The organism is Heyndrickxia coagulans 36D1 (genome assembly GCF_000169195.2).
In the GTDB taxonomy this organism is placed as follows: Bacteria; Bacillota; Bacilli; order Bacillales; family Bacillaceae_C; genus Weizmannia; species Weizmannia faecalis.
Window position 1 is genome coordinate 3,416,490 of sequence record NC_016023.1, and the last position, 17,380, is coordinate 3,433,869.

At 48.5% G+C, this 17,380-nt stretch carries 20 protein-coding genes; 5 read left to right on the plus strand and 15 right to left on the minus strand.

Annotation, left to right across the window (positions count from 1 at the left end):
• Positions 1–3: 3 nt before the first annotated feature.
• Positions 4–1,197 carry a CynX/NimT family MFS transporter gene (locus BCOA_RS33690; protein WP_014098397.1) on the plus strand — a complete coding sequence of 398 codons (1,194 nt, stop codon included), beginning with the start codon at positions 4–6 and terminating at the stop codon, positions 1,195–1,197.
• A 33-nt stretch (positions 1,198–1,230) separates the two neighbouring features.
• Here BCOA_RS33690 and BCOA_RS33695 read toward each other — a convergent pair whose 3' ends face one another.
• Positions 1,231–1,524: a YxcD family protein gene (locus BCOA_RS33695; RefSeq protein ID WP_014098398.1), complete on the minus strand. Its 294-nt coding sequence runs from the start codon at positions 1,522–1,524 to the stop codon at positions 1,231–1,233.
• The gene (locus BCOA_RS33700; RefSeq protein ID WP_014098399.1) at positions 1,512–1,961 is read right to left on the minus strand and encodes a hypothetical protein; all 450 of its coding nucleotides are present in this window, start codon (positions 1,959–1,961) and stop codon (positions 1,512–1,514) included. The genes BCOA_RS33695 and BCOA_RS33700 overlap by 13 nt, the downstream gene beginning before the upstream one ends.
• Positions 1,962–2,441: 480 nt before the next feature.
• Here BCOA_RS33700 and BCOA_RS33705 point away from each other — a divergent pair, with 480 nt between their 5' ends.
• The gene (locus BCOA_RS33705; protein ID WP_014098400.1) at positions 2,442–3,194 is read left to right on the plus strand and encodes a DUF1836 domain-containing protein; all 753 of its coding nucleotides are present in this window, start codon (positions 2,442–2,444) and stop codon (positions 3,192–3,194) included.
• Between the two features lie 137 nt (positions 3,195–3,331).
• Here the strand turns inward: BCOA_RS33705 and BCOA_RS33710 are convergent, their stop codons facing one another.
• From BCOA_RS33710 to rarD, 3 genes are all read right to left on the minus strand, one after another.
• Positions 3,332–4,009, minus strand: coding sequence for a potassium channel family protein (locus BCOA_RS33710; protein WP_014098401.1), 678 nt, complete (start codon positions 4,007–4,009; stop codon positions 3,332–3,334).
• 10 nt (positions 4,010–4,019) lie between these two features.
• A complete protein-coding gene (locus BCOA_RS33715; protein ID WP_014098402.1) occupies positions 4,020–5,318 on the minus strand; it encodes a TrkH family potassium uptake protein in 1,299 nt (432 codons plus the stop codon).
• A 213-nt stretch (positions 5,319–5,531) separates the two neighbouring features.
• Positions 5,532–6,485, minus strand: a complete 954-nt coding sequence (gene rarD, locus BCOA_RS33720; RefSeq protein ID WP_014098403.1) for an EamA family transporter RarD — start codon at positions 6,483–6,485, stop codon at positions 5,532–5,534.
• Between the two features lie 157 nt (positions 6,486–6,642).
• On the opposite strand from rarD, the gene yedE reads away from it, so the two are divergent.
• Both yedE and yedF read left to right on the plus strand, forming a co-directional pair.
• Positions 6,643–7,878 carry a selenium metabolism membrane protein YedE/FdhT gene (yedE, locus tag BCOA_RS33725; RefSeq protein ID WP_014098404.1) on the plus strand — a complete coding sequence of 412 codons (1,236 nt, stop codon included), beginning with the start codon at positions 6,643–6,645 and terminating at the stop codon, positions 7,876–7,878.
• Between the two features lie 16 nt (positions 7,879–7,894).
• Positions 7,895–8,137: a sulfurtransferase-like selenium metabolism protein YedF gene (gene yedF / locus BCOA_RS33730; protein WP_014098405.1), complete on the plus strand. Its 243-nt coding sequence runs from the start codon at positions 7,895–7,897 to the stop codon at positions 8,135–8,137.
• A 63-nt stretch (positions 8,138–8,200) separates the two neighbouring features.
• Here the strand turns inward: yedF and hisIE are convergent, their stop codons facing one another.
• The 10 genes from hisIE to BCOA_RS33780 all read right to left on the minus strand — a co-directional run bounded on the left by hisIE (position 8,201) and on the right by BCOA_RS33780 (position 16,529).
• On the minus strand, positions 8,201–8,866 hold the full coding sequence (gene hisIE, locus BCOA_RS33735) for a bifunctional phosphoribosyl-AMP cyclohydrolase/phosphoribosyl-ATP diphosphatase HisIE (protein WP_014098406.1): 666 nt from the start codon (positions 8,864–8,866) through the stop codon (positions 8,201–8,203).
• Positions 8,856–9,617 (minus strand): imidazole glycerol phosphate synthase subunit HisF, encoded by a 762-nt coding sequence (gene hisF, locus BCOA_RS33740; protein ID WP_014098407.1) that lies wholly within the window; start codon positions 9,615–9,617, stop codon positions 8,856–8,858. Before hisF ends, hisIE begins: the two co-directional genes overlap by 11 nt.
• Positions 9,614–10,318, minus strand: coding sequence for a 1-(5-phosphoribosyl)-5-[(5-phosphoribosylamino)methylideneamino]imidazole-4-carboxamide isomerase (gene hisA / locus BCOA_RS33745; protein WP_014098408.1), 705 nt, complete (start codon positions 10,316–10,318; stop codon positions 9,614–9,616). Before hisA ends, hisF begins: the two co-directional genes overlap by 4 nt.
• Positions 10,315–10,926: an imidazole glycerol phosphate synthase subunit HisH gene (gene hisH / locus BCOA_RS33750; RefSeq protein WP_014098409.1), complete on the minus strand. Its 612-nt coding sequence runs from the start codon at positions 10,924–10,926 to the stop codon at positions 10,315–10,317. The genes hisA and hisH overlap by 4 nt, the downstream gene beginning before the upstream one ends.
• A complete protein-coding gene (gene hisB, locus BCOA_RS33755; protein ID WP_026683474.1) occupies positions 10,923–11,510 on the minus strand; it encodes an imidazoleglycerol-phosphate dehydratase HisB in 588 nt (195 codons plus the stop codon). The genes hisH and hisB overlap by 4 nt, the downstream gene beginning before the upstream one ends.
• A gap of 5 nt (positions 11,511–11,515) precedes the next feature.
• A complete protein-coding gene (gene hisD, locus BCOA_RS33760) occupies positions 11,516–12,799 on the minus strand; it encodes a histidinol dehydrogenase (RefSeq protein ID WP_014098411.1) in 1,284 nt (427 codons plus the stop codon).
• On the minus strand, positions 12,796–13,416 hold the full coding sequence (gene hisG, locus BCOA_RS33765) for an ATP phosphoribosyltransferase (protein ID WP_014098412.1): 621 nt from the start codon (positions 13,414–13,416) through the stop codon (positions 12,796–12,798). Before hisG ends, hisD begins: the two co-directional genes overlap by 4 nt.
• Positions 13,413–14,537 (minus strand): ATP phosphoribosyltransferase regulatory subunit, encoded by a 1,125-nt coding sequence (locus tag BCOA_RS33770; RefSeq protein ID WP_014098413.1) that lies wholly within the window; start codon positions 14,535–14,537, stop codon positions 13,413–13,415. The genes hisG and BCOA_RS33770 overlap by 4 nt, the downstream gene beginning before the upstream one ends.
• Positions 14,538–14,632: 95 nt before the next feature.
• Complete coding sequence (locus tag BCOA_RS33775) at positions 14,633–14,980, minus strand: CHY zinc finger protein (protein WP_014098414.1); 348 nt, start codon at positions 14,978–14,980, stop codon at positions 14,633–14,635.
• Between the two features lie 601 nt (positions 14,981–15,581).
• Positions 15,582–16,529, minus strand: a complete 948-nt coding sequence (locus tag BCOA_RS33780) for a magnesium transporter CorA family protein (RefSeq protein WP_014098415.1) — start codon at positions 16,527–16,529, stop codon at positions 15,582–15,584.
• Positions 16,530–16,720: 191 nt separating this feature from the next.
• On the opposite strand from BCOA_RS33780, the gene BCOA_RS33785 reads away from it, so the two are divergent.
• Positions 16,721–17,353 (plus strand): LysE family transporter, encoded by a 633-nt coding sequence (locus BCOA_RS33785; RefSeq protein WP_014098416.1) that lies wholly within the window; start codon positions 16,721–16,723, stop codon positions 17,351–17,353.
• The last annotated feature ends 27 nt before the right edge of the window (positions 17,354–17,380 follow it).

Consider the following 17,380-nt stretch of genomic DNA (forward strand, 5'->3'; position numbering starts at 1 on the left):
AAGATGGGTGATCAGAAAGAAAAAGAAAAAGTATTATCCGGGCTGCTTGTGGCAGGCGTTATCTGTATTGCAGCAAACCTCAGGCCGGCAATCACTTCCATCGGGCCCGTAATCGGCACGATCCGCCACAGCCTTCATATGTCAAATGCACAAGCGGGATTTATTACAACGCTCCCGCTTCTTGCCTTCGCACTGATTTCACCGCTTGCGCCAAAACTGGCAAGCCGGATTGGCCAGGAGTTGACATTGCTTCTTGGGATCGTCATATTATTTATCGGCATTTTGGCGCGTACGGCCGGGAATGCCGCCATGCTTTATATCGGCACGGCTTTTATCGGAACAGGCATTGCCATCGGGAATGTGCTGCTGCCAAGCCTCATTAAACACCGGGTGCCTGCAAAACTCGGGTTGATGACAAGTATTTATACAACCGTTATGGGCGGATTTGCCGCGCTCGCTTCCGGCGTCAGCGTCCCGATTGTGAACGGCCTGGGGCTCGGGTGGAAATGGGGGCTGCTCGTCTGGGGCATCCTCTCTATCCTGGCTGCTTTGGTGTGGATCCCGCAATTGCGTGAGCACGCCAAAGTAAAGTTTTCCACCCATCAGGAAACGCCCGGAAGATCGGTCTGGCTGTCTTCGCTCGCCTGGCAGGTGACGCTTTTTCTCGGCCTGCAGTCGTTTCTATTTTACAGCACCATCGCCTGGCTTGCGGAAATTATGGTCAGCCATGGGGCAAGCCTCGTAGCGGCCGGCTGGATGGTGTCAATCATGCAGTTCGTCAGCCTGCCCGCCACTTTTATGACGCCGATTTGGGCGGAGCGGATGAAAAACCAGATTCCCCTTGTTTTCGGGATTACGATTTTTTATTTGTGCGGGCTTACAGGCCTTTTGTACGGCGGGCATATGTTGTGGATGTGGATTTGTATCATTTTGATCGGCATCGCCCAGGGTGCCAGCATCAGCCTCGCGCTTGCGTTTATCGGCCTCCGTTCGAAAACGGCCACTGAAGCTGCCAATTTGTCCGGCATGAGCCAGTCTGCTGGTTATCTCGTGGCGGCAGCCGGCCCATTTTTGATCGGCTGGTTGTATGACCGGGCGCATAACTGGCATATGCCGGTTGTGGTCATGATTATCTGTGGCATCCTCATGCTTGCCGCAGGAGCCGGCGCAGGACGAAACAAATATGTATCAAAATAGTGTAAAACAGCCCGGCATTTGCCGGGCTGTTTCTTAATCTACGTATGCCACCATACCATCTTGATCTTCAATTTCCAGTCGGATACTGACGGCAAACGGGTCAATGCTGTATTCTTCTTCTAAATATTTGCGGATGGCCTGAATCAGTTTCGGCTCAGTCAGCGGCTCGAGATCTTTACCGTTCAGTTCGACATCTGCGCCGTAGCCGGTATCATCATCGTATGTGAGCATCGCCATCACATTTTCCGGATAAGCATAATGCTGATCTGCCACAAACGTGCAAACCGCGTTAATCAAATCTTGCTCTGACAGTTTTAATTCTTCCATCTGTCATAAGCCTCACGATCTTTTTTCCTGTTGCCGAATACGGATTGGAACAATTTGATGACGATGAGAATCAGCGCAATAAAGATTAAAATATTGACCATTGCCGTCAAAGCCGTTCCCAAACCGCCGAGATGGCCGAACATCGATCCGAACAGCATGCCGCCAAGACCGCCGAGCAGCATCCCCTTTACAAAGCTGCCTCTCGATGAAGACGACGCTGTATTGGCTTTATTGCCGGAAACCGAATTTGTATTTTGGTTCGTTTTCGACTGGTAATGGGACTGTTGTTTTGACGATGGTGTTGTTGTCTTTGGCACCGTCTGGTAAGACCGTTTTACAGAACGGTATCCCCTTGCATCAACCGGGTTTGAAAAGTGAATCCCGACAACTGAAAAGGCAAACGTAAATGCCAGGAGCAGCGCAAAAAATTTCTTCAACTTCATTTCCCCTTTTCTATTTTTATACTAGGTTCCTATGAACTTATTATATGAACTTATCAATCAAAATGCAAGCTTTTTTGACAAAAGATTGCGATTCCCGGTTTTTATTTCCCCTGAAATGCTGACATTAAACGTTTTCAAACCAGGGCGGGGGCAATTTTCTTCCTAAAAGTGCGGATTGTTTCACCTGAAAGAATAAGGCATCCTTGGCATTCCGGGACACCGGAGAAATCTTGTCACGCCGTATGTGTAAAAATTTTTCTCGAAGGGGCAGATGAGGAGAAAAAATGGGAAGACACTCTATTATCTAAATGTACACCGTAAAATAAACATCTATAGAGAGGTCTTCCCATAGATATAATATCACGAATTGCTGGATGATGAAAGGATACAAAGAGTCTTATCATCATCATTGACTTTTCCATCCATCAATCTTACGATAAAAAGTAGCATGCCAATGTTTGGGAGGTGCTGTTAATGGAACTATTCCAAATGACACGCAGGGAAATGGCAGATCTGCTACTTGCGCTGAAGGGAGCAGGCCCCATGACGCCTGCAACGTTTTTACAAGGCTTATGGGCAAAGAAAAACGGTGGCAAAGACCCGCATCACCCCTTTGCAGCTGCTGTAATGCCCCCCATCTTTACAAAAATACTGAAGAAGAACACGGATGACTTCGGATTTTCGTTAAATGAAATCGTGGCGCTCGGAAGCCAGATTGAAAATACAAATTTTACACTGACCGCGATTCAAAACTGGGTAAAGCGCGATATTAAAGAAATGATCGTGGCGCCGGAAAAAGGGAAAAAATATTCGATTGACCAGATGGCGCTACTGTTTCTGGTGGAAGACTTGAAAACGGCGCTCGATTTCGATTCCATCCGTAAGCTGTTGCAATTGATCGTCAATGACCCCGAAGATGAGCATGATGATTTGATTAATCCGGTACAGCTGTATGCCACTTATTCCCAGCTTTTCGAGGAGCTGAATTCCATGCGGGAAGTCGGGCGGTTCCCGGCCGAAAAACATGAACATATGATTTCGGCAATGGAAGGTATGGTTACTGAAAAAGCGGAAGAGATGATATCGAAATACATATCGCCGGACGACCCGAAAAAAGAAGCCATCCGCAACACCATCGTCATCGCGACCCTTTCCGTTTTTACGGCTTATTTTCAAATGCTCGCAAGGCGGTATTTAACCGCAACGATTTTTCTGCAAAATATGTAGTAGGGGCCAGGAGACTTATCCCCCGGCGGATAAGTTTTTCCGGCTCCCGTGCCGACGCCCCGAATGGGAATCCCCAGGCCGGAAAAACGGCAGCTCCTGCAGTTCAATTCAACGCAGCCGGAAAATACCTCACCTTTCTAGTAAAATTTCCGGCGCAGTCTTTCCAAATCTTTTTCCGCACCGACTGTGAAAATGGTGTCCCCTGGCTGAAAAATATAATCCGGCGCCGGCGAGACAACCGGTGTTTCTTCAGTCTGGGAAGTGACCATGACAACAAGGGCTTTATACCTGTTGCGGAAATCGAGTTCTGTCAGAGACTTTCCGATAAAATCTTCCGGCACTGTCATCTCAAGGCCGGAGCAATACGGTGACAGGCGGATATACTGCAAAATGCCCGGGTTTGCAATATGGTAGGCAACCCGGCGCCCCGTTTCTTCTTCGGGAAAAAACACGTCCGTCGCACCGGCCCCTTTCAAGCCTCTCCCCCGCTTTTGATCATTCGCCTTCGCATAAACCGTTTCACAGCCAAGATCTTTTAAAGCAAGCACCGTTAAAATGGCGGACTCAAAATCATCTCCCATGCTGACGACCACCGCATCGAAATTGGTCACATTTAGTTCTTCCAAAAAAGCGGTGCTGGTCACATCGCCTTCTGCAAGGTACGATGCGGCGTCCTGCAGTTCCTCATCCTGAAGTACCTTTTCATTTTTATCGGCGCCGACAACATCGTATCCGAGCCTCGCCAATTCTTTCAGCACACTTGACCCGAAGCGGCCGAGCCCGAGCACTAGAAAACTTTCTTTTAAATGTTTCACAATCCCACCCCTAACCGATTAAAATGGATTCTTTTGCATATTTGATTGTGGATTTTTTTTGATTCATAAAAGTATAGATCAAAATAATCACCCCGAGACGGCCAATCAGCATAAGGAAAGCCAGCCAAATTTTGCCGAACACCGTCAGGCCGGCCGTGATCCCGAGTGAAAAGCCGCATGTCGACAGCGCCGACATAATTTCAAATGCAAGCGGAAACGGTGCTGCTTTTTCCGTAAAAGACAATACAAAAAAAGAGAAAAAGAACAAAAAAAGAAAAGCGAAAAAGACGAGAAAGGCTTTGTTTACGTCTTCGGCAAACAGCGTCTTTCTGAACATATGCGTCTCATTTGAACCGCGGATGACAGACCACAATTTGGCAAGAATGACGGCGAATGTGGTCGTCCGGATTCCGCCGGCGCAGCTGCTTGGCGACCCGCCGATAAACATGAGCATGATCATAAACAGCAGAGACGGGAAAGAAAAAACGTGCAAATCGAGTGATGCCAGCCCCCCGCTTCTCGGCGCCGCACTGAAGAAAAGGGACTGGATAATTTTTTCTGTAAAAGAAAGCCCCGGCATATGTATAAAATCGACAAAAAAGAAGAAAAGAAAGCCGACCAAAAGCAAAATGCCGTGCATCAAAACATTTACTTTGAAATAAAGGCTTTTCTTTTTCCGGCGCGACTGCAAAAACTCCATGACGACGGCAAACCCGAGGACGCCCAGAATGATCATACAGCTTAAAACGGCAAGCACGAACGGTTCGCCTTTAAAATTATCAAGCCCGTTTCCCGAAATTTCAAAGCCGGCGTTTGTAAATGTCGACACCGAAAGAAAAAAAGCGGCAAAAGCATGGCTGCCGTGCTGTAGTGCAGACGGCAGAATCAGCAGAAAGCCTGCCGTCTCGACGATTAATGTGTATTTTACAATAAAGGCCATCAGTTTGGATATCGAACGGCTGCTGTTCTGGTTCTGGTCAAAAATCATCAATGTTTGAGACGGAACAGGCGCGTTCGTCCGCAATGCAATTAAAAGCGCACCGACCAAGGCCATGACGCCGATCCCGCCGATTTCCATCTGGATGAGCAGGATGATTTTTCCAGCCGTTGTAAGTTCTTGCGCAACGGTAACAGTGGACAGCCCTGTTGCACTAATGGCGCTTGCGGACAGGAAAAAAGCATCTACCGGCAGCAACGGCTGTTTGTGTGAAACCGGCAGCAAATACAAAATGGCAAAAATAACCGTGCCCAGCAAATACATGAAAAAAACCATTTTAAACGTTGCCGGGCGGAACTGGAACCTGGACATAAACCAATCTCCCTTGTGACTTCGATCTTCCCTATTATACCTGAAATTTCCCGTTAAAAAAAAGCCGGCCGAAAAGATCATTTGTTAAAATACCTTTTTTAGCAGACAAGTTGCCGCATATATAAAAGCGGCGGGACAAACCAGGTGGGTTCCCGCCGCTTTTTTGTATGCATTTAAAAACTTTTCCAGTAAACCCGTTCCGGCATGGCAACCTCAGGCAACTTCTTCCACATGGAATTTCTTCTTCGGCAAAAAACCGGAAACGGAAAACACGATAAGCGCCAGCCAGATAAAAGCAAAGGACAAAAGCTGCACATGCGTAAAAGGTTCCTTGAAAAAGGCAATGCCCATGATCAGCGTCATCGTCGGCGTCAAGTATTGGAAAAAGCCGATCATTGTCAGGGAAATGCTTCTTGCCCCCTGTGCAAAGCAAATGAGCGGGATTGCCGTCACAACGCCTGTGCCAATTAACAATACGGTTAATCCCGGTGAAACCGTTGCAAAAGATGCCGTGCCTTTTACCTGGATCACCAGTAAGTAGAGGAGCGCAACCGGCATCACAAAGAATGTTTCGAATGTCAGGCCGATAAAAGCATCAATGTCCACTTTCTTTTTCACAAGGCCGTAAAACCCAAATGTGAGGGCAAGGCCGATGGCGATCCAGGGAATATGCCCGTAGCTGAACGTCTGGATCGCGACGCCGCACGCTGCCAGCAGAAAAGCAAGACATTGCCATCGGTTCAGTTTTTCTTTCAAAAAGACCATCCCGAGCAGGATGCTGACAAGTGGGTTGATGTAATATCCCATACTTGTTTCAATGACATGCCCGTTGTTGACCGCCCATATGTAGATAAACCAGTTCCCGCTCACAAGCACGGACGCGAGAAGCAATAAAAGCGGCGTGCGCGGGTGGCGGACCCCTTCTTTTATGCTCGTTTTTAAATCACCCATTTTCCTTAAAAAGGCTAAAAGTATGATCATAAAAATAAAAGACCAGAAAATGCGGTGTGCGAGAATTTCAATAGCAGGCACCTGCTCAATCATTTTCCAGTAAATCGGAAAAAGCCCCCACAAAAAATAAGCAAAAAAGGTGTATAACACCCCGCTTTTTTGATTGTTTCCCATTTGTTGCTTCGCTGGTCCAGGTATACGCCGTCCCCGGGCCATCTCCCCCCTTTCCCCATGATATGTTTCATTATTTTACCATTATTTTCAGATTTGAAAAAGCAAACCGCTTTACAACCTTTACTTTTATCAATGTGCCGACGGAAAACTCTGCTATAATAGGGAATGTATGATTTTTCATGAAGGAGGCCGGAAAGGCATGCGTATATGGTTGGAAAAAGCCCATGAAAAGTACTTCAGCGGGTTTTGGAATCCTTTTATTGTCTTACTGTTGGCAGGCGTGTTTGCTGCTTTTTATTTTGGGCTGACCGGAACGCTCTGGGCCGTCACAGGCGAATTTACCCGCTGGGGAGGGAATTTGCTTCAGCTGTTCGGCGTCGATACGGCTGATTGGGCGTATTTTAAAGCGATCAAACTGATCGGAGAGCCGCAGGACCGGACAGACGGATGGCTGGTCATCGGCATGCTGCTTGGCAGTTTGTTCAGTGCCCTTGCCAGCAAGCATTTCAAATGGAAGATTCCCCGCCTGAAACGACGCTGGGTGTGGGGTTTCATTGGCGGCATCATTGCCGGATTCGGAACGCGCCTTGCGATGGGCTGCAATTTGGCTGCGTTTTTTACGGGACTGCCGCAATTTTCTCTCCACGCCTGGTTCTTTATTGCCGGCACCGCGATCGGTACTTATTTTGGCGTCAAACTTGCCGTATTGCCCATTTTTAAAGGAAAACCAAAAATATCGTTCAGCCGGCATGCTGCCAAAAGCACACAGCCGGATCCGCAACACGGGAACTACCAGCTTTATGCTGCTGTTTTGGTTTTGCTTTTTATCGCGCTGATTGCCGCCTGGTATCTCATATCCGGTAAAATAATGCTGGGGCTTGCCGCACTGTTCGGGGCGGCATTTGGGATACTGATCCAGCGCGGCCAAATTTGCTTTACTTCCGGGCTCAGGGATTTATGGCTGACCGGGCGGGGCACGCTCGGAAAAGCGATCATTGTGGGAATGGCGATCCAGACGGCAGGCACCGCTATTTTCATATTTAAAGGCGAAGCCCCTGTTATCCACTGGGCAAGCCCGGGTGCCCTTGTCGGCGGCGTCCTGTTTGGCATTGGCATTGTCATTGCCGGAGGTTGTGAAACAGGGTGGATGTACCGCATTACAGAGGGGCAAGTGCAATTTTTTGCAGTCGGCGCCGGCAATATCGTTGGGGCAACCCTCCTGGCATACGGATGGGATCATTGGGGCATTTTCGATGTGTTTGTCAAAGGATGGCCGGAAGTCAATATTGTCACGTCATTCGGATGGGGCGGGGCGCTTTTCGGTACGGGCGCTTTTCTGCTGGCCCTTTATCTTCTTATCGTATGGCGGGAAAATTGGTATACGAAAAAAATAAACGCAAAACGCACGTTATTCGAAAAGAAAACGTCTGCGTAATCAGGAGGCGGTAAAAATGGCGGAAAATTTTACTGTGGATGCAACACTGGATGTCCGTGGCGAATCATGCCCGTATCCGGAGCTTTATACGCTTGAGGCCATCGAAAAATTAGAAGACGGGAAAATATTGGAAGTGATCGCCGACTGCCCGCAATCTTTTATTAACGTGCCGGCGTCGTGCAAACGGCATGGGCATGAAGTGCTCTCGAAAGTGAAAGACGGAACGACGCTGTATTATTACATCCGCGTTTGTAAATAACCCTGCCGTGCCGGCATCAAGTAATGGAAAAAGGATGTCCTTTATCCGGACATCCTTTTTTCATTACCATTTTTCGATTTTTTTCCGGTCGCCTTTGCTGTTGCCTTTTTTGGCAGAACGGGCCTGCAGTTCGGCTTCCACTTCCGATAGTTTGACATTCTGATTAGACAGAAGGACAAAGGTATGAAACAACAAATCCGCTGTTTCGTAAATGAGTTCTGATTTGCTGTTGTTTTTGGCAGCGATGATGACCTCGCCCGCTTCTTCAATAAATTTTTTTGCGATTTTATCGATGCCCTTCTCAAACAAATAATTGGTATAGGAATTTTCAACCGGCTTGATTTTCCGGCTTTCCATCTCCTCTTCCAGCACGTCAAAGATGCGCCGGTTGGAGGGAATTTCCGCTTCCACCGCTTCCCCTTTTTCATCTAGCCTTGTATAAAAGCATGTCCTTTCCCCCGTGTGGCAGGCAGGGCCTTCCGGGTCAACACGGATTAAAAGCGTGTCGGCATCACAATCCACCTGGAGCGATTTTACTTTTTGCGTGTTTCCACTCGTTTCGCCTTTATGCCAAAGGCTGCCGCGGGACCGGGAATAAAACCAGGTTTCTTTCGTTTCAAGCGTTTTTTCGTACGCTTCTTCATTCATATAAGCGAGCATGAGCACATCCCCCGTCGCATCGTCGACCACAATGGCCGGAATCAGCCCTTTCGAAAAATCAAGCTTCACGGATGTTCACCCCTTCTTTGCTGCAAATGTCTTTTACTTCCCGGATGGTAAACGTGCCATCGTGAAAAATGGAGGCGGCAAGGGCTGCAGAAGCGCCTGTTTCTTTCAACACTTCGGCAAAATGTTCCGGTTTGCCACAACCGCCCGATGCGATCACTGGAATTTTGACGGCACCGGCGACCGCTTTTGTCAGCGCCAGGTCAAAGCCGTCTTTTACCCCGTCGGTATCAACGCTCGTCAGTAAAATTTCCCCGGCACCGAGCCGTTCTGCTTCCTTCGCCCATTCAATCGCATCGATTCCGGTATCGATGCGGCCACCGTTTACGACACAAGTCCATTTCCCCTCCGCAGTTTTTTTGGCATCAATCGCCACGACGACACACTGCGCACCAAACCGGTCGGACGCCTTTCGGATCAGGTCCGGGTTTTTGATCGCCGCCGAGTTCACCGACACTTTATCGGCGCCGGCCTTTAACAGGCGGGTCACGTCGAAAATCGTCCGCACGCCGCCGCCGACCGTAAACGGGATAAACACATTTTCAGCTGTCCTTTCCACCATATTGATGACCGTATCGCGCTGTTCGTGGGTTGCGGTAATATCAAGAAAAACCAGTTCATCAGCGCCGCTTTCCGAATAAAATGTTGCAAGCTCAACGGGATCGCCGACATTGCGGAGCCCGACAAAATTTGTTCCTTTTACAACCTGCCCGTCTTTCACATCGAGGCACGGAATAATCCGTTTTGCGATCATCGTGCCGCCCCCTTGAGCCGGATTTTGCCTTCGTAAATCGCTTTGCCAACAATGCCTTCCTTGACGCCGATTGCATCCAGGTTTTTCACGTCTTGTTCGCTTGTGATGCCGCCGGAAGCAATGATGTCACAGCTGACCGCTTCAATGAGCGCTTTTAACGCATCAAGGTTCGGGCCTTTCATCGTGCCATCCCTCGATATATCGGTAAAGACGATGCGCGAAACGCCCAGGCTTTCTATTTCTTTTGCAAAACCGATGTAATCCATTTCGGTAACAGCAAGCCAGCCGTGTGCCGCGACTTTCCCGTTTTTTGCATCAATGCCGGCGACGATTTTCTCCGGATATTCGGCGACCGCCGCTTTTAAAAAATCCCGGTTTTCGATTGCGGCCGTTCCGAGCACAATCCGGGAAACGCCTATTTCCGCATATTGATGGACTGTGTCCAAATTGCGGATGCCGCCGCCTACCTCGACTGGAACGGCGGCAGTCTTGCATAAAGAGGCAATCAGTTCAAACTGTGCCGGCCGGCCTGTCTTTGCGCCGTCCAAATCGACAATATGGACCATTTCCGCCCCCATTTCAATAAAGCGTTCCAGCTGTGCCACCGGGTCGGGTGCCACTTCTGTCGTTTGGTTAAAATCCCCCTGGTAAAGCCTTACGCATTTTCCGCCAATTAAATCGATAGCCGGGATAATTCTCATGCCTGTACCTCCAAACTGCTTTCCTGCAAAAATATTTTTAACAGTGCCATGCCGGTTTTGCCGCTTTTTTCGGGATGAAACTGCATCCCATACACATTCCCGTTTTTGACAATGGCCGGAATTTCCGCCCCGTAATCGGTTGAAGCCACAATATACGGCGCCTCTGTTTTCGCCTGGTAGGAGTGAACGAAATACACATGTTGATGCTGAAACGGCGCAAAAGCCGGAAAACCCGGTTTCACATCGAGCGTATTCCAGCCGATATGCGGTAAAATTTCATTCGTCTGAATCCGTTCCACCGTCCCCGGAATAAAGCCGAGCCCTTCCGCAACACCATTTTCAAATCCTGTTTCAAATAACAGCTGCATCCCGAGGCAAATGCCGAGAAACGGCTTTTTCTTCCCAAGCTCCGTTAAAACCGGCCGCAGCCCGCGCTTTTCAATTTCGTCCACTGCTGCTTTAAATGCACCGACGCCGGGCAGGATGATGTGGGTGGCGGCAGCGAGTTTTTCCGGGTCGTCCGTTACGGCAACCTCAAGCCCAAGCGTACGGAAAGCGTTCGAGGCGCTTGCAATATTACCCATGCCGTAGTCGACAATTGCGATCATTCTATCAGCCCCTTTGTCGAATTGACGCCTTTGATTTCCGGGTCAACTTCCACTGCCTGGTGAAGCGCCCGTCCCAACGCCTTAAACAGCGATTCGATTTTGTGATGGGTGTTTTCGCCGTACAGCACCCTGGCGTGAAGAGTAACCGCCGCCTGGAACGCAAACGCCTGGAAAAATTCGCGCACAAGTTCTGTGTCAAAATTGCCGAGTTTCGGGTTTTCAAATTCCGCTTCAAAATGCAGGAAAGGCCGGCCGCTGATGTCGAGGGCGACAAAGCCGAGCGCTTCATCCATCGGGACATAAGCGGAGCCGTAACGGGTGATGCCTTTTTTATCGCCGAGCGCTTCACGTACCAGCTGGCCGAGCACAATCCCTGTGTCTTCGACGGTATGGTGGCTGTCAATATGCAAATCGCCTTCCGCTTTTACAACAAGTCCGATGCGCCCGTGCCGCGCGAACAGTTCGAGCATATGGTCAAAAAATCCAACACCCGTATCCACTTTCACTTCCGCCGGATCGTCCAGATTGACGGCAATCTCAATACATGTTTCATTTGTTTTTCTGCTTTTTGCCGCTTTCCGCAACGCACTCACCCTTTCACCCGTTTTTGGACCGCCCGCGCATGCCCGGCGAGCTGCTCTTCCGTAGCAATCGCCATCACATCCGGCGCCGCTTGCTGTAAAGCTTTTTCACCATAATATAAATACGTAATTTTTTTATAAAAATCGTCAACAGACAAACCGGAAGAAAACCGCGCCGTTCCCGATGTCGGCAGGATGTGGTTCGGGCCGCCGTAATAATCGCCGATGGCTTCCGGCGTGTTTTCTCCGAGAAAAACGGAGCCGGCATTTTTCACTTTTGAGAGCTGCAAGAGCGGATTTTCCACCTGGATTTCCAAATGTTCTGGCGCAAGCCGGTTCGAAAGTGCAAAGGCTTCATCTATCGATTCAACAAGCACGGCTGCACTTTGCATCTTGATGGACACTTCCCCGATGTCGCGGCGTGGGAGGACAACAAGCTGTTTTTCAAGTGCCGACTTTGTTTCATTGATCAGTTTCTGTGAGGTGGTGAACAAAAACGTTCTTGCACGTTCGTCGTGTTCGGCCTGGGCGATCAGATCGGCTGCTATATATACTGGATTAGCATTTTCATCGGCAATGATGGCGACTTCCGACGGGCCTGCGATCATGTCGATGCCGACCGTGCCATATACGAGCGATTTGGCGGCAGCGACATATGCGTTCCCAGGGCCAACAATTTTATCGACTTTAGGAATCGTTTCCGTGCCGTATGCAAGCGCCCCGATCGCCTGGATGCCGCCAAGTTTGTAAATGGTCCCGACACCGGCAATATCGGCCGCTACGGATAAAACCGGTGCAATTTTCGTGCCGTTTCTCGCCGGTGTCGCCATGATCACTTCTTCCACGCCGGCAAGGACAGCTGGGATTGCGTTCATGAGAACGGATGACGGATAGCAGGCAGTCCCGCCCGGCACATAAATCCCGGCTTTTTCCACTGGCCGAAACAGCTGGCCTGAAATGATGTTTTCATTCATTTCCATGATCCGGGAGTTTTGCAGCTGTTTCGCGTGGAAACGGCGAATATTTTCCGCTGCTTTTTGCAAGGCGGAAATCACATCTTGCGGGACTTCGTGCCATGCCTGTTTGCGTTCTTCCGGTAAAACTTCCCACGATTCCGGCACTTCCCCGTCAAATTTGGCGGTATATTTTTTCACGGCGGCATCCCCATTTAAGCGAATGTCTTCCAGCACTTCCTTCGCGGTGCGCAGCACGCCTTCATCATGCACGCCGCTCTTGTTTTTCGATTGCAAAAACGTTTCGGCAAATGCTTCTTTTGTGTATTCCCGTATCATTTTGCGACCCCTTCTCCCTGTAGTTTTTCAATAAACGGCCAGATTGCCTGCTTTTTTATTTTTAACGCCGACCGGTTGGCGATCAGCCGCGCTGTGACCGGCTGAATCTCCTCTATGACGGTAAGCCCGTTTTCTCTCAATGTGTTACCCGTTTCCACGATGTCGACAATTGCATCAGCAAGGCCAACGATCGGCGCGAGTTCAACGGAGCCTTCGAGTTTCACGATGTCCACAGATTCCCCTTTTTCGCGGAAAAATTGCTCGGTCACATTTGGGTATTTGGTTGCGATCCGGCGTTTCCGCTGATGGCGGACAGCCTCCGGTTTACCTGCAAGGGCAAACCGGCATTTCCCGAACGGAAGCGGCATTAAATCGAAAACATCGGGATGCGTTTCCGCCAAAATGTCCTCCCCGACAATGCCAAGATCGCAAATGCCGTACTCTACATATGTTGCAACATCAAAGCCTTTTACGAAAATGCAGGTGAATGCATCCGTTTCAACGAGGAGTTTTCTCCCTTTTTCAACGAGCGGTTCAACATGAAAGCCGCGCGACTTTAAATATTGCAAAAATTGTTTTTCCACTCTCCCTTTTGTAAGGGCAATGCTGATCGTCAAATTTCTTCCGCCTCCCAATGGCCGCTCACGTTTTTAAACTTGAGAACCTTATTGAATTCGCCTTCTGCAGGCGGCGCGAAACGGATATCCACGATTTTTCCGCCGTATGCAGCTCGCAGCTTTTCTGCTTCCGCAAGCGTTTCTTCCCCGGCAATGATGCAGATTTTTTCCGGTTTTTCTTCCTGAGCCAGTTCCTCTGCCAGCATATCGGCATCAAAAGCAATGCCGACAGCTGTTGTTTGGCGGTGAAACTGTTCGTACAGCATGTCGTACCGCCCGCCAGAAAAGCAGGAAGCGCCGGTTTGTTTTAAAAATCCCCGGAACAAAATGCCGGTATAATAGGGCAGATTTTTCACCCGGCCAAGGTCAATCATGATGTCTTCCATTCCGACAGCCATGCAAATTTTGCCAAGCTTTTCGATATGAATAAGCATATCCGAAAGTGCCGGTTCCGTTTTCCATCTTTCCTGAAATGTCCGGATCATTTCGAACGAGCCGTACGCATCCACAAGTCCCGCCAGTTCCGCGGCAATTTTTGCATTGCCGCTTAAACTTGCAATCTCGAATACTTCATCTTTTCGTTTATCGTGCATGGCCCCCCTTAACCGGTCAACCTGACCGTCTTCCAGGTTCAGGCGTGCGACCAGTTCCTCAAAAATACCGGCGTGACCAAGCTCCACCATCACCCCGGTAACGCCAAGCCTGTTAAAAAAGTCATGGGCAAAAAACAGGCATTCGCCTTCGCCTAAAAGTTCCGGCAGGTCCACCATTTCGATCCCGACCTGGCGGCTCTCAAGGCCGGGGGTATCCATTCTGAACACTGAACCCTGGTAAGCCCATTTACACGCCCGGAACGGTTTTTGCGAAAGCGCCCTTGCGATGGAGGTGGTCCAGTCCGGGCGCAAAACTTCAATCTGGCCGCGGCCATCAAACCATTTCAGCATATTTTGAAGCTTCATGCCAACCTTTTCATTTGTAAACGTATCCGCGTACTCAACAAGCGGTGTCGAGATTTCCGTATAATTCCGCTTCTCCGCCGTGCGACGGAACATTTCAAACACGGTTGCGCGGTTTTTGACAACCGTGCCCATTTCATCCTGGCTGCCTTCCGGTAAAAACATCGGTTTCACATCCTGTACTTTCTCTTTATTATGTTAGTACTCTAATACACTAAAGGATTTGATTGCATTTAAGATACCATATTTCAGAAAAGCGGTCAAGGTGAAAATTTTTGACAAGCCGGCTTGTCCCGGTCGATTTGGAAATAGAGCGGATAATGGGCGGCGCATCCGGGGTTAAATGGCGCGCCGCAATGCGGGCAAGCGCTTGCCCCCATATATTCCCGGATCGTCATTTCATGCTTGCAGACACCGCAAAGAACCGCTTTTGTATCCCATTCCCGTTTTTCCCACCGCTCGATCGGATGGGCTTCCGCTTCCTCATGGCATTGATAACACGGATAATACTTTCCGCAGCATTTAAAACGGATGGCTACGACATCCAACGGAGAAGCATAATGGATGCAGCGCGTCTCATCATCTACCACCGGGCCGTACACTTTCATTGGAAACGCTCCTTTTGAAATTTTTTCTTTGTTTTTAACATACAGGAATTTGGCTTTCACATCAATGAAACGGGCGCAAAAAAGCTGGCGGTCCCGAGCCGGAAAAGGGCTATTTAGGGCTTGCTGAATTAGCAAAATTCCTAGATTTGGCAAGGATGCTGACAGCTTTGGCATAAATTTAATACAAGGGTTTTATAAAGAATACAGGGAAAAGCTTGCACTTGAAACGCACCCTATGTTAAGGAAGGCCACCAATTTTCCACGCTTCCTTAACATAGACGGGCTCTATGTCAAGGAAGAGCCTCGTTTTTGCTTGCTTCCTTAACGTAGACGAGTCCTATGTGAAGAAAGGCCGTCAATTTTCCAGGCTTTCTTAACATAGGGCTTGCAAAAATAACCAAAATTCCTAGATCTGGCAAGGATGCTGACAGCTTTGGCAAAAATTTAGATGCAAGGGTGTTATAAAAATCCAGAGAAAAGCTTGCACTTGAAAGCTGATTCAATGTATAGAGAAGACAGAATCGTATTTTTAAAGATGGATTCTTCTAGAACTTACTGACAAATTGGGTACAAACTCAGAATCGGATTCGTTCAGCAAGGGCTATTTAAATAATGATTTTTTCTTATTCCCTTTTAAAATATCGCCTGTCCATCCTTTCCGGTACAAATAGATATAAAGCAGGATGGTATTTACGACAATTAGGCCGAGTGCTGCAATATAGCCGTAGCGCCAGGAGAGTTCCGGCATGTTTTTAAAGTTCATGCCCCATAAGGCGCTCCAGGCGGAAATCGGGGTAAACAGCGTCGTTAAAACGGTCAGAGTTTTCATAATCGAATTTCCCCTGTGGCCTGAAACCACTTCTTCCACTTTGAGCAGCGTATCGATTTCCTGTTGGTAATCCTGCAAAAGCGCAAGGCATCTTTCGATTTTCATGACCCTTTGCCGGACTTGCGGATATTCCAAAATATCAGTGCCAAATCCTTCCTGCATGCCGTATAATATCTCTTTCACCGGGATCATCAAATTCCGGCAGACGAGCAGTTCGTGGCGGCGTTCGTATATTTTATCAAGCGTGTCAATATTGTTCCTTTTCTGGATCTCCCAGATCAGTTCGTTTAATTTAATTTCAAATTCGTCTATTTTATCTAGGTAATTGTTTACGATCGCGCCGATGATAATAAAAAATGCCTCAATGGCATTGCGGGAATAGGCCATCTGCCCGATGACTTTTTCGATTTCCGTATTTTTCAGCTTGGAAAAATCAAGATCTACCGTCAACAGCGTTTTTTCGGTGATGTAAAAGTGAAACATATCATGTTCCTCACGGTTGATCGTGTGCTGGTCAAAAATAAGCGAGCCTTCGACAAACGGCCGGTCATTTTGGGTCGTATCAATCTTTAAAGTGTTTGTATCATCATTTTTTATATTTTTAATCCATGTTTTGCATTCCTCGTTTTCATCAATAATCCGTGCGATTTCTTTCTCGTCCGCACTTTCCAGCTGATACCATTTCCAGTTGTTTTCCTTGTTTTTATACAGATGTAACAAACGTCTTCCCACTTTCTCTTCCCTTTTTTATTCCCGCTTGCCTGCTGTATCAAACGTTTCTCTTCCTTTTAGGTTTTCACTGTTGGTGGCGGAAAAGCGAACGGGTAACACGCTTTGTCAAGGCATGGCATACATGAAAAGGCAAGCCCGTGCATAAAATGTACAAGTTTTCCTCGGGAGGAGTGGGGGATGTGGACATCGGCATTTTTGCCGGCTATGTGTTTCTCGGGCTTTCTTTGGCTGCGCCGATCGGGCCGGTCAATTCCGCGCGCATTGACAAAGGCATTAAAAACGGTTTTTGGCATGCGTGGATGGTCGGGACCGGGTCGATGATCGCGGACGGCATTTTTATGGCGGCAGTGTACTTGGGGCTTGTCCGGTTTTTAAATATTGAAATGGTGCAGGTCTTTCTCTGGCTGTTTGGCGGATTTATCCTCATTTATACCGGCGTGGAAAGTGTAATCAGCTCAAAAACAATCACCGTTGATTTATACCGGAAGAAAGATCCGCTTGCCGCATGCTTTTTAACAGGATTTATCATGTCGATCACAAGTCCTTTATCCATTTTGTTCTGGCTTGGCATATACGGGTCTGTCCTTGCCAAAACCGCCGGCCATTACGGGACGGGCATGTTGCTGGCATACAGCAGCATGATTTTTGTGGGACTTGCCATCTGGGATGTGTTCATCGCCGGTTTGACGGGCGGATTCCGGCGCTATTTCAATCACCGGACACTGCAAATCATTTCCCTCGCTTCCGGCGCGTCTTTAATCGGATTCGGCCTGTATTTCGGCGTGCAGGGGATCAAAACGCTTCTGTCTTAAGAAACATCAAGGACTTGTACATAAACC

Bases quoted from the DNA above. Each gene is read 5' to 3' on its own strand.
- BCOA_RS33690 (WP_014098397.1), top strand. From the start codon at position 4: ATGGGTGATCAGAAAGAAAAAGAAAAAGTATTATCCGGGCTGCTTGTG.
- BCOA_RS33695 (WP_014098398.1), bottom strand. From the start codon at position 1,524: ATGGAAGAATTAAAACTGTCAGAGCAAGATTTGATTAACGCGGTTTGC.
- BCOA_RS33705 (WP_014098400.1), top strand. From the start codon at position 2,442: ATGGAACTATTCCAAATGACACGCAGGGAAATGGCAGATCTGCTACTT.
- BCOA_RS33715 (WP_014098402.1), bottom strand. From the start codon at position 5,318: ATGTCCAGGTTCCAGTTCCGCCCGGCAACGTTTAAAATGGTTTTTTTC.
- rarD (WP_014098403.1), bottom strand. From the start codon at position 6,485: ATGGCCCGGGGACGGCGTATACCTGGACCAGCGAAGCAACAAATGGGA.
- yedE (WP_014098404.1), top strand. From the start codon at position 6,643: ATGCGTATATGGTTGGAAAAAGCCCATGAAAAGTACTTCAGCGGGTTT.
- yedF (WP_014098405.1), top strand. From the start codon at position 7,895: ATGGCGGAAAATTTTACTGTGGATGCAACACTGGATGTCCGTGGCGAA.
- hisF (WP_014098407.1), bottom strand. From the start codon at position 9,617: ATGATCGCAAAACGGATTATTCCGTGCCTCGATGTGAAAGACGGGCAG.
- hisA (WP_014098408.1), bottom strand. From the start codon at position 10,318: ATGAGAATTATCCCGGCTATCGATTTAATTGGCGGAAAATGCGTAAGG.
- hisH (WP_014098409.1), bottom strand. From the start codon at position 10,926: ATGATCGCAATTGTCGACTACGGCATGGGTAATATTGCAAGCGCCTCG.
- hisD (WP_014098411.1), bottom strand. From the start codon at position 12,799: ATGATACGGGAATACACAAAAGAAGCATTTGCCGAAACGTTTTTGCAA.
- BCOA_RS33770 (WP_014098413.1), bottom strand. From the start codon at position 14,537: ATGTTTTTACCGGAAGGCAGCCAGGATGAAATGGGCACGGTTGTCAAA.
- BCOA_RS33775 (WP_014098414.1), bottom strand. From the start codon at position 14,980: ATGAAAGTGTACGGCCCGGTGGTAGATGATGAGACGCGCTGCATCCAT.